We start from the raw sequence: 9,950 nt of genomic DNA on the forward strand, positions 1-9,950 counted from the left end.
CTGCTCAAGCCGGTCGTGTCGGAGAAGAGCTACGCGCTCCTGGACGAGAACAAGTACACGTTCATCGTCGACCCGAACGCCAACAAGACCCAGATACGCGTCGGCCGCCGTCCTCGACGGGCGGGTACACGGTCACCGGTGCCGTGGAAACCACGGTCACCTACACATTCGGGGACGCAGGCGCATTCACAGCCACCACCTGCCCCTGGGCATCGACTGTGAGTGCCACGCGCTCGACTCGGTTCGTCGCGGCCAGGATGCCCCACACGATCCCCCAGACCAGGCACGTGAAGACGGTCAGGATCGCGTGAAGGACGTGATTGATCGGCTTGCCTCGCACCATGACGGCCTGCGTCTCCGAGCGGGACTCCACCCGCCACCCCGTCGCTATCCTCTGGTTCACCGCCCAGTCGAGGATCAAGCGCTGCTGCTGTGCGTCGGGCGGGGCGCCGTCCGGGACGAAGAAGCCTGGGTGCGGCTGGATTGGCTCGCCCCACTCTGGCCAGGGCTGGGATGATCCAGACATGAGTTCAGGATCATGCCGGACGGCTAGGCCCGCATCTGGAGGCGGTCAGGATCCCGTCCGGATCCTGCGTACGTCAGGCCCGCGGGCGCACTGTTCGCTGCGCTCTGCTGATCACGTTCTGCGCGTCGGCTCCGTAGACGGCGGAGTCCCGCAGCGTGTTCCACACCTTCAGGTAGGTCGCCACACTGTCGGCGTCATCCAGCCAGATCTCGGCGTGCCAGTCCTCTGCGATGACGAGTCGATCGTCCAGGACCCAGAACCCATTCGCCGCAGGAATCTTCAGCGACGCCCCGAGCGGGACGATGCCCAGCTCGACCGTGTCTATCCCGACCATGCCCGCGAGCCGGTCGAGCTGCGCGGCTAGGACAGAGGGCGGGCAGATCAGGGCGTGCAGAGCCGCCTCCCACACCAGGGCATGGAACGTGTGGCCGCCTTGGTGGAGCCACTGCTGACGCAGGACGCGGGTACGGACGGCCTCCTCAGTATCTTGCACGGAGCCGTACAGGTCGGCGTACCGCACGAAGATCGCGCGGGCGTAGTCGGCGGTCTGGAGCATGCCGGGGACGACGGACTCTTCCCACGCGTAGATGGTGCGGGAGCGGTCGACCTCGAGGTTCCACACATCCTGTACGGGGCGGTGACCGGCAGCAAGCTGGCGGCGCCACGACCGGATGTGGGACTCGAAGCCCTTGAGGCGGGCGTCCAGTTCGGCGAAGACATAAGGCTGCCCGACGGCCGCGGCCCACGCCCGTAGGTCGTCTGACGCGGCGGTCTGGCGGCCATTCTCCAGCTTGTACACCTTGGAGTGTGGCCAGCCGAGCCGCTCGGCAAGTTGAGGGCCGGTGAGTCGCCCGGCCGGCCCGGTCAGCCGAAGCTCACGGAGACGCGCTCCGAGGGCTTCCCGGGCCTGCTGGTAGTCCGTGCTCACCGGCAGCTCGTCAGGGTAGGCGTACGGCGAACTCGCCGCAGGGGATGGCTTCGTGCACGGCGACGTCCCGGAGCTGGCAGTACCGCAAGACCTCGGCGGGCTCAGTGATGATCTCGAGGTCGTGGAGCACGTCCTGCTCGTCGAAGTTGAGCCGGACGACCATACGACTGTCGAAGATCCAGAAGTCCCAGGCGGGCAGCATTCGCACGTCGGCTTCGCTGCGCGGCAGGCAGAGGATGGTCTCGCCGGCCGCGGTGTTGCGGGGCGAATCGGCCAAGAGAAACAGCTGACCCTCGGTCGGCGGCTCGTCGACAATGCGGACGCGGCCGATCGTCTTCCCGGCCTTGACCTGGCGGCGGATGTTCTGCGACCACTCGTCGTCGTAGTCGAGGGTGATGCTGCCGGTCTCGGCGAACTCCCTGTAGGTGGGGTCCTCGCGGTCGGAGGCGTATCCGCGGCGGGTCTCCAGCCGCCATGCCGTGTGCTCGAAGGTGCGGAAGAGCTGGCCGAACTCGTCCAGGTCGATGATCTTCGGCACGCGGTGCAGCTCCTTCGGGGCGTGGTTGACGAGCAGTTCGGCCGGTACGACCACGGCTGCGTCGTCAGGCCCGAAGTGTTTGAGGCGGGCGAGGTCGTCGGGGTCGGTGAGCGGCGGTCCCTGCACGATGATGTCGCCGGAATCCGCGTCGGTGTGCAGTGCAGGGCAGCCGCCGTTCTTGCTGTCCGTGCCGGTGAAAATGAGCCGTCGTGCCACGATGCCTCCCTCGGAATGGGGCCGGTCGCCTTAGCATCGCCAGGGTGTCCGGGTCGATCTACCCCTTGCTCGCTGCCGATTGCGACCATCCGAGAACATCTCACTCCCGACCGAGAACATTCGAGAACATTGCCTCGCCGCTGTCAACGGCCGCTCCTTACGGTCCCGTTCATGACCTCTGCACTGGATATGCCCGACGCGTCCAGCGTCGACCCGTTCACCGCAGTGGAGTCTCTGCGGGCGGCGCTCGACAGGACGGGCATCGTCCTTCCGTCCCTCGGCGTAGACCCGCAGGCCACGGCGCGGGTGCGGCTCGTCGAGCTCGGGCGCGTCCGCCCCGACGTCGCCCAGCGCCTGGCCGATGTCCTTCACCGAGGGGCGGACGCACGACCAGCACGACGCGCGACACCCCGCTCAGCGCCCTGGCATCTGCTCCACCGGACGTCGAAACGATGAGGGACAGCGCGCGCCTTCTGCTCGGCCCGGACGACGGACCCGACGCCCTCCCGCCAGCCGCCGACGTCGACACCCTCACCCTCGCCCTGCGCGGCCACCTGGAGCTGATCCTGCCTGACGTCGAGAAGGCGGCCGGACCGCGCCCCGCAACCGTCAAGGCGTACTGCGCCCTCGCCTGCGTCGGCGAGGCCCGCAGGAGGCTGACCATTCAGCCGCGTGCCGAGCTGGGCTCTCGCGTCGCCTACGCCCGCCGCCTGGCTTGCGTTCTGCTCGCCCTGTGTATGCACTACGAGGAACTCGGAGGTCAACGGTGACCTTGCAGGTGTGCCGCTACTGCGACGGTCCGATCATCGACCCTGACGATGCTGTTGCTGTCGCCCACGAAATGGGCATGTCCGGTCCTGGCTGGACGGTGTGGGCGCACGCGGAACATGCGGCCCTCGTCGATCCCGACGCCGACGCCGACGCCGTCCGCATCCTTTCGCACGTCCTGATCGTGAAGGCCCTGCGGCAAGACTGACCGTCTGCCACGCTGCCCCCGGGAACGGTGTTGGTGCATGCGCCGGCCCCGGATGCGTGGCCGCCCCGTCATCCCCCGTGCGGTGCGGCCACCGTACGGTCGCCGGGCCGCCCTACGCTCCCAGGCGTTTGGGGGCGGCCCGGCTCTCCGCTGTCCTGCATCGCGCTGAGGCGCCCACAGGCAGCCCCAGAGCCTCGGGACGGAGCCGTGTGCCCGACGAACCGCCAGAGGGCCGCTGACGCCGTTGCAACGCACCCGCGTTGAGTCAGCCCGGGCCGACCTCCAATGAGCGGTGTGCATCGTGAAGTCGCAGGTCGCGGTCCTGGTGTGAATGGCGAGTTGGGTACTCGCTACGGTCGGCGGCCGATGACCATGGCGTAGATCATCGGGCGAGTCCGGCTCCGGCGGGATGCCGGGTTCGGCTGCGCCCACGACCGGCCCCCGCCTACGATCCGTCAGCAGGTCGACACGCCGTGAGATCGCGGGAGGGCGCGGGGGATGCACGAGCAGCAGTGGATCACCGCCCGCCGGAGCGAACTGGATGCCCTCGCTAAGGAGTTGGCCAAGCAACTCCAGGAGGTCCAGGCCGAGCGGGATGAACTGGCGATCGCGGAGCGGGTGTTGAACCGCCTGGCCGAGCAGGCACGGGACGACGCCGGGGCTATCGCTCCGGTATCGGCGAAGGTGGCCGGGCGGGCAGTCCTGCTCATCCCGCACCGCAGCGACGCGGCCGACGAGGGCGCGTTGCCCGGCGCCTACCGCAAGCTCCTGGCGATCGTGCGAGAGGCCGACGGCCCAGTGCAGGTCCGGGCGGTCGGCGAGCGGCTGGGGCTGGACGCCTCGGTGCGCGGCAGGCTGGAACCTTTGCGGGCGAAGATGACCAAGCCGGCGGGAGGCAGCCGTCGATCAGGTGAGGCCGGTACTGGATCTTCTTCAGCTTCCGCTTGGTTACGCGGGTCAGGTGGGCGAGGTCGGCAGCGGCGAAGTCGGCCAGGTGCCGCTTGAGGAGCGACCAGATCCCCTCGGCGGGGTTCAAATCCGGGGCGTAGGAGGGCATCTGGAAGATGCGTAATCAGTCCTTGTGCTCCTCGGCGAAGTCCGCAAGCTCCTTCACCAGGTGCACGTTCAGATTGTCCCAGCACCACACCACCGGCGTGCCGAGCTGCACGCGGGTCATGACGATCAGATCGCGGTACTGACGCCAGGAGAACGCCTTCCGCTCGCCTCGGCGCCCGTGCCAGATGTGCAGCTTGAAGAAGAACCGGGAGCGGTGCCCGGCGCGGTAGCAGACCACGCCGGCGATGTTGACCCGTCCCCGATTGCGGCCGCGCACCCCCACCACCGGCCGGGCTCCGCGCGGCGCCCAGGTGTGTCCCTTCGGCGGCCTCAGCCCCTGGCCTGCCTCGTCCTCGAAGCAGATGTGGGCGCCCAGGTCCGCCGCGGTCCTTTTACCTGCGGCCACACCTCGGCCTTCCACACCTCGATCGCCTCGTCGTCGCGTTCGATCGCCCGCCGCAGGGGCACTTGCCCGGACCAGCCGTGCCGCCGCAACAGCTTCCACACGCCCTGGATCGTGTAACCGACGGGGAACATTCGCCCGATCAGCAGCTTGACCCGCTTCAGCGTCCACCCCTGGAACTCGTCGTCCCAGCCGTGCGCGAGAGGGCCCCGCTTCAACTCCCCCTCCAGCCGTTCCCATTGCCCGGGGCTCAGCCGTTCCACCGAGGCCGGCCCCTTTGAGCGCAGGGCGTCCGCACCGCCTTCCTCCCACTCCCGCCGCCAACGTCGCACCGACCGCGACGTCACCCGAAGCTCCCTCGCGACGGCCTCGGTCTTCTCACCGCGAGCGAACCGCCCGGCCGCCTCAAGACGCACCCGCTCCCGCTTTTCCTGCTCCCTGGGCGTCAGCCCGCCCCCATGCGCGTACCGCATGACGATGTCGTACCGCAGCGATCAAGAACCGTCACGGGCCACCGGACTCCACGAGTTCAACCTGAGTAGCGGTAGTTCGTTAAATTCGGTGGTGGTGTGGGTTGACGGCAGGTCGGGTTGGTCGTAGGCCGGTGGTGGGAGTCAACTGCCTTACTGGGGGCTGAAGATGACTGCTCGCCGTCCGTGTCCGCCCGCGCCGGGGCCGTTGGAGGACTACGCGGCCCGGTTCGACGACCTCTTCTTCAGCCTGGCCCAGCGGCGAGGGTTTCGCGAGTACCTGACCGGGCTGCTGGCGCCGCGGGAGCGGAACAAGACGATCACTTGCCTGGCAGGGGGGGAGCCGGTGGCAGGTGCGGGGATGCCAGGGGTCCAGCGGCTGCAGTTCTTCCTGTCGGAGTCGCCCTGGGAGGCCGAGCAGGTCAACGACCGGCGGCTTGAGCTGCTGCGCGAGGAGCCGGCGACGGCTCCGCGCGACGGCGGGGTCATCGTGATCGACGACTCCGGGGACCGCAAGGACGGGACGGCGACCGCGCACGTCGGCCGGCAGTGGCTGGGCCGGTTGGGCAAGACGGACAACGGCATCGTCACGGTGACCACGGTGTGGACCGACGGCCGCGTGTATTACCCGCTGCACGCGACGCCCTACACCCCTGCCCATCACTTCACCCGCGGCCGCTCCGACCCGGCCTTCCGCACGAAACCGCAACTGTCTGCTGCTCTCGCAGCCCGTGGGAAGGCGGCGGCTTCGACTGCCGGGCGGTGGTCGCCGACTGCGCCTACTCCGTCAGCGACGACTGGTATCTCGCGCTGCGTGAGGCCGGCCTGGCCTACGTGGTCGCGCTCAAGCCGCACCGCGGCACCTGGGCTCCGGCCGACCAGCCGCACACCCCCATCGACGCCGCCCACGCCCTGACCTGGTGCGATGCCAGGCGTCCCGGCGACTGGACGCCCGTGGAGCGTCACTTCCGCGACGGGCACACCGAGACCTGGTGGGCCGCCGATGCCCGGCTGGGCGGATACGGCCCCGACTCACCCTGCCGGCTGGTCGTGGCCACCACCGACCCGGCCCGGCTGCCGGAGAAAGCCACCTGCTATCTGGCCACCAACCTGCCCCACCCCGACGCACCCCACGCCACGGCCAGTCCGCACCCGCCGGCCGACCTCGCCGAGATCGTCCGCCTCTACGGCCTGCGACCGTGGATCGAGCAGAGCTACAAACAGATCAAGGACGAACTCGGCTGGGCCGACTTCCAGGTCCGCTCCGCCCGCGCCATCCGCCGCCACCAGACCCTGGTCAACTGCGCCTTCTCCTTCTGCTGGGACCAGTGGTTCGCCCCACCCGGACCCCTGGATGTCACCGCGCCGGACCCATGCCCCGACGAGGGGCCAGAGAGGGGGACCAGACATACCCCACCAGGCCCAACAGCCCTGCTGGCCCAGGGCCTTACGCGCCATCCGGTCCTGGCTCACCCCAGCCAGCACCCTCACCCGATGGTGGCAAGCATGGACGGACACGGATCCACCCCATGAGCTCCAGGCCCTGATCGACGCGGTCACCACCGGACACGGCATCGACCTCTACCTCCGGATTTAACGAACTACCGGTACACCGTTGGCCCGGGACAGACCCGCCTTGGGGGAACTTCATGAGCGGCGAGCGGTCATACCGACGGCTGTTTTCTATTCCAGCCCGATGGCCACACATCTCGCCGCGTAGGGCGCGGTGCAGATCTGCCTGATGGTATAGACGCCGTCGGCGATCACGGTCTGCTTGATGGTGTTCCGCGTGAGGGCGATCACTGGTACGAGCTTCGTGGGGATGTCCTTTTGAGTCGGACTGTCGACTCTGTCTGGCGTCAGCCCGTCGAACTCGATGTTGCGGCCCTGTACCTTGTTTATTGCCAGCTTTGCTGCGTCGGTGGCCTCATCGACGAAGGGCTTGTAGACAGACATGTACTGCTGTCCTGCGACGATTCGCTGCACTGCGTCCAAGTTCGCGTCCTGGCCGGTCACCGGCGGGATGGCAATGGCTCCCGCCTTCTTCAGCGCGTCGATGGCCGCGCCGGCCAAGCCGTCGTTGGCCGCGTAGACGGCGGCGATGTTCCTGAGTCCGATGGACCGAATCGCATGGTTCATATCTCTCTTGGCGACCGCGGGCGACCACTTTGTGACGTCGTACTGCTGGACGATGTCGACCCTGTTGGTGAGTTCGCCGAGTGCACCCATCTTGAACTGAGCTGAGTTCGGATCAGCGGGGTCTCCGTTCAGCATGACCACGTTGCTCCCCGATGCACGATCGCCCAGTGCCTCGTCGATCGCGCGTCCCTGTTCCTCGCCGACGAGTTCGTTGTCGTGCGAGACGAATGCGCTGATCGGGCCCTGTGCAAGACGGTCGTAGGCGATAACTGGTATGCCGGCGTCTTGTGCTTCTTGCACCTCCGAGGCGATGCGTTTTGGATCCAAGGCATCGACGAGGATAACGTCCACTTTCTCTGAAACCATGCGCCGGAACTGCTGACTCTGTTTGGACACACTTGTTTCGGCGTTGGCGTAGTCGACCTTTCCCTTGCCGCGTGTGAGAGAGGCGACTTCCCTCTTGACGGTTGGATAGTCAAATTTCTCGAAGCGTGCTGTATCCCGATCAGGCAGGAGAAGTCCCACTGTGATGTCTTCACGATACAGAGATGCTGAGCTTGTCCTGGTGTCGCCTCCGCCGATGGCGGCGCACGCGGTGAGTAAGAGCGCGGACGACGAAGCGGCCAGGATAATGGTGGATCTCCGGTATCCGGTCCTGCGTATGCGAGGAGTGTTCATTTCACTGGCCTTCTGGAGCTGTGATGGACGTGCCCGGACAGGTGATGGAAAGCGCCAATATAATTCCGCCCGCGGGGCGATTTGTGATGGAATTATTGTGGTGTGCGGGACGCGGTGGTTTGGTGATGCCGGGAGGACGCGCGACCTGACGCATCGAAGCTCCGTTGCGGAGGTGACTTTCCAAGTCGCCTTTACAACGGAGCTTCGACATGCCCGCCAGCCTGGCACCGTCCGTCTGGTCAAGCTGCCCGCCCGTGAACATCGCGCGACGAGTCCGTTATCGGAGCAGCTGGCCACGCTGGCCAACCCGCAGGTCCGACGCAGAACACGTCACTCCTTTGATGGTGTGTGTCGGTCCCAGCCAGAGTGAAGCCTGTTGGCTGTGATCGCAGAGTGGAATCACCAGTCATCGGATGGTCCGGGCTCTCAACTCAGCTAATAGAACGTAACAGTGACGGAATTTGATTGATCCCTGCAACTCGGCTAGCGGACGCCCGTCCGCTGCCCTGGTTGCAAAGTTGAGGCATCGGCAACACCTTTCGAAGTTACGGAGTGCTTTTGGGCTCTTCGCTGCGAAAGCTGGTTGCCAGGCGAGCATCTCATGTCGAGTGAAAGCCGAGTAGGGGCAAATAACCTGTCTCGCTGGTCAGGGTGACTGTGAAGTGTGGGTACTGATCTTTGAGGCCGTGGTTGACGAGTCGGCCATGTACGGCATGCCAGATGTATGGGGTCTCGAACTCGCAGGCAGCTGAGTCTGGTTGAGGCGGAGCGGTGGCGTTTGCAGGCGGCCGGCTTAGCTTGAAATTAAACCTTCGGTGATCGTTCGGGCATCGAGTGGTTCACCCACATGGGAATCTTCCGGACATGACGACGACCTCCCTTTCACGCTGTGTGATGTCAAGTCGCACAACGGGCCAGGAGGTCGTCGGTGTCGAGTGTCGTCCACGAAGCCGCTCATCGGCAGGCGCTTGCCGAACTGTCCTCCTTTCGAATGGAGTTGTACGCGGCGATGCCCCGTCGTGCCGATGCGTTGTTCGAGTTGACTGATGCGGTGCTGTGTGCGGGCGGCCCGGTGGTGTCGTTGCCGGAGTTGTCGCTCCAGGCGGTGCACCGGCGTGGTCACGGGGCGATGTACGACGCGCTCGCGCAGGGTCGGCTGAATGTGTCGCGGCTGCGGTTGGCGCTGGCCGGGCTGGCGTTGCCGCACGGGACGGACCGGCAGATCTCGATCGCGCTGGACGTGACACCGTGGCCACGCCCGGACGCGGAGTGCTCGCCGCAGCGTCTGCACTGCCACCGGCCGTGCCGCTGCGACGGGGCCCGGTAGACGATTCCGGTTGGCCCTACCAGGTCGCCGCCGCGCTCGGCGGGGGACGCACGTCGTGGACCGGGCCGCTGGACGCGGTCCGCCTCGGCCCGCACGACGATACGACCGAGGTCACCGCCGCAGACCGCGGGCGGACAGCGACAGGACCATCTCGTCGACGCCGGTCAGCCGCCGCTGCCGCTTCTTGACGATCTGCGGCTCGAAGCTGCCGTCACGGTCACGCGGCACCGTGATCTGAACCGGGCCGACGTCGGTCAGCACGGTCTTGGACCGGTCCCGTTGCGGCTGTTGCCGCTGCCCGCACCGGCCGGGTCGTGCTTCTCGTAGCCGAGGTGGTCGGTGATCTCGCCTTCGAGAGCGGACTCCAGCACGCGTTTGGTCAGCTGCTGCAGCAACCCGCCCTCACCGGTCAGCTGCAGGCCGCTCGCACGGGCCCGGTCGACCAACTGCCCGATCAACTGCTCGTCCAGCACATCCGCCGCCAACTCGGCCGGCCGGACTTCTTCAACCGCCTCGGCAGAGACAGTCACGTCGCTCATCAGGTACTACTTCCATGATCGGGAGATACACCGAAGAGACCGTACAGACCCGCCACCGGCGCACCGACCGGTCCGCCACCCGCAACATCGCCGCGACCTGCGTCGTGCCGCCCCGGCCTCGAACCACTTGGCCGCCTCCAACCGCACGGCCTCC

At 67.0% G+C, this 9,950-nt stretch carries 12 protein-coding genes and 3 pseudogenes; 8 read left to right on the plus strand and 7 right to left on the minus strand.

Annotation, left to right across the window (positions count from 1 at the left end; translation table 11 throughout):
* Nucleotides 1–99: pseudogene (gene rplW, locus ABZZ74_RS50685) on the plus strand (50S ribosomal protein L23); the annotation flags it as partial.
* A gap of 61 nt (nt 100–160) precedes the next feature.
* Here the strand turns inward: rplW and ABZZ74_RS50690 are convergent.
* From ABZZ74_RS50690 to ABZZ74_RS50700, 3 genes are all read right to left on the minus strand, one after another.
* On the minus strand, nt 161–526 hold the full coding sequence (locus tag ABZZ74_RS50690) for a hypothetical protein (protein WP_356950910.1): 366 nt from the start codon (nt 524–526) through the stop codon (nt 161–163).
* A 73-nt stretch (nt 527–599) separates the two neighbouring features.
* Nucleotides 600–1,454, minus strand: coding sequence for a helix-turn-helix transcriptional regulator (locus tag ABZZ74_RS50695; RefSeq protein ID WP_356950911.1), 855 nt, complete (start codon nt 1,452–1,454; stop codon nt 600–602).
* Between the two features lie 10 nt (nt 1,455–1,464).
* The gene (locus tag ABZZ74_RS50700; protein ID WP_356950912.1) at nt 1,465–2,208 is read right to left on the minus strand and encodes a DUF6879 family protein; all 744 of its coding nucleotides are present in this window, start codon (nt 2,206–2,208) and stop codon (nt 1,465–1,467) included.
* Nucleotides 2,209–2,379: 171 nt separating this feature from the next.
* Between ABZZ74_RS50700 and ABZZ74_RS50705 the strand changes: the two are divergent.
* The 4 genes and pseudogenes from ABZZ74_RS50705 to ABZZ74_RS50720 all read left to right on the plus strand — a co-directional run.
* Nucleotides 2,380–2,586: pseudogene (locus ABZZ74_RS50705) on the plus strand (hypothetical protein); the annotation flags it as partial.
* 74 nt (nt 2,587–2,660) lie between these two features.
* Entirely contained in the window at nt 2,661–2,978 is a 318-nt protein-coding gene (locus ABZZ74_RS50710; RefSeq protein WP_356950913.1) for a DUF6415 family natural product biosynthesis protein, read from the plus strand.
* On the plus strand, nt 2,975–3,184 hold the full coding sequence (locus ABZZ74_RS50715) for a hypothetical protein (RefSeq protein WP_356950914.1): 210 nt from the start codon (nt 2,975–2,977) through the stop codon (nt 3,182–3,184). The genes ABZZ74_RS50710 and ABZZ74_RS50715 overlap by 4 nt, the downstream gene beginning before the upstream one ends.
* Before the next feature lie 498 nt (nt 3,185–3,682).
* Nucleotides 3,683–4,189, plus strand: coding sequence for a hypothetical protein (locus ABZZ74_RS50720; protein WP_356950915.1), 507 nt, complete (start codon nt 3,683–3,685; stop codon nt 4,187–4,189).
* 67 nt (nt 4,190–4,256) lie between these two features.
* Here ABZZ74_RS50720 and ABZZ74_RS50725 read toward each other — a convergent pair whose 3' ends face one another.
* Together ABZZ74_RS50725 and ABZZ74_RS50730 are read right to left on the minus strand one after the other, a co-directional pair.
* On the minus strand, nt 4,257–4,646 hold the full coding sequence (locus ABZZ74_RS50725; RefSeq protein ID WP_356950921.1) for a transposase: 390 nt from the start codon (nt 4,644–4,646) through the stop codon (nt 4,257–4,259).
* Nucleotides 4,571–5,116, minus strand: coding sequence for a winged helix-turn-helix domain-containing protein (locus tag ABZZ74_RS50730; protein WP_356950916.1), 546 nt, complete (start codon nt 5,114–5,116; stop codon nt 4,571–4,573). Before ABZZ74_RS50730 ends, ABZZ74_RS50725 begins: the two co-directional genes overlap by 76 nt.
* Nucleotides 5,117–5,282: 166 nt before the next feature.
* On the opposite strand from ABZZ74_RS50730, the gene ABZZ74_RS50735 reads away from it, so the two are divergent.
* Nucleotides 5,283–6,029, plus strand: coding sequence for a transposase (locus ABZZ74_RS50735; protein ID WP_356950917.1), 747 nt, complete (start codon nt 5,283–5,285; stop codon nt 6,027–6,029).
* The gene (locus ABZZ74_RS50740; RefSeq protein WP_356950920.1) at nt 5,924–6,646 is read left to right on the plus strand and encodes a hypothetical protein; all 723 of its coding nucleotides are present in this window, start codon (nt 5,924–5,926) and stop codon (nt 6,644–6,646) included. Before ABZZ74_RS50735 ends, ABZZ74_RS50740 begins: the two co-directional genes overlap by 106 nt.
* Before the next feature lie 150 nt (nt 6,647–6,796).
* Here ABZZ74_RS50740 and ABZZ74_RS50745 read toward each other — a convergent pair whose 3' ends face one another.
* The gene (locus ABZZ74_RS50745; protein WP_356950918.1) at nt 6,797–7,930 is read right to left on the minus strand and encodes a substrate-binding domain-containing protein; all 1,134 of its coding nucleotides are present in this window, start codon (nt 7,928–7,930) and stop codon (nt 6,797–6,799) included.
* Between the two features lie 928 nt (nt 7,931–8,858).
* Here ABZZ74_RS50745 and ABZZ74_RS50750 point away from each other — a divergent pair.
* Nucleotides 8,859–9,257: a transposase gene (locus tag ABZZ74_RS50750; RefSeq protein WP_356950919.1), complete on the plus strand. Its 399-nt coding sequence runs from the start codon at nt 8,859–8,861 to the stop codon at nt 9,255–9,257.
* A 120-nt stretch (nt 9,258–9,377) separates the two neighbouring features.
* Here ABZZ74_RS50750 and ABZZ74_RS50755 read toward each other — a convergent pair.
* Nucleotides 9,378–9,796, minus strand: a pseudogene (locus ABZZ74_RS50755) (transposase); the annotation flags it as partial.
* Nucleotides 9,797–9,950: the final 154 nt, after the last annotated feature.

This window comes from Streptomyces sp. NPDC006476 (genome assembly GCF_040612015.1).
GTDB lineage: Bacteria > Actinomycetota > Actinomycetes > Streptomycetales > Streptomycetaceae > Streptomyces > Streptomyces griseorubiginosus_B.

Excerpts from the sequence above, each read along its gene's own strand:
- ABZZ74_RS50730 (WP_356950916.1), bottom strand. The coding sequence starts at position 5,116 with ATGCGGTACGCGCATGGGGGCGGGCTGACGCCCAGGGAGCAGGAAAAG.
- ABZZ74_RS50735 (WP_356950917.1), top strand. The coding sequence starts at position 5,283 with ATGACTGCTCGCCGTCCGTGTCCGCCCGCGCCGGGGCCGTTGGAGGAC.
- ABZZ74_RS50745 (WP_356950918.1), bottom strand. The coding sequence starts at position 7,930 with ATGAACACTCCTCGCATACGCAGGACCGGATACCGGAGATCCACCATT.
- ABZZ74_RS50710 (WP_356950913.1), top strand. The coding sequence starts at position 2,661 with ATGAGGGACAGCGCGCGCCTTCTGCTCGGCCCGGACGACGGACCCGAC.
- ABZZ74_RS50690 (WP_356950910.1), bottom strand. The coding sequence starts at position 526 with ATGTCTGGATCATCCCAGCCCTGGCCAGAGTGGGGCGAGCCAATCCAG.
- ABZZ74_RS50720 (WP_356950915.1), top strand. The coding sequence starts at position 3,683 with ATGCACGAGCAGCAGTGGATCACCGCCCGCCGGAGCGAACTGGATGCC.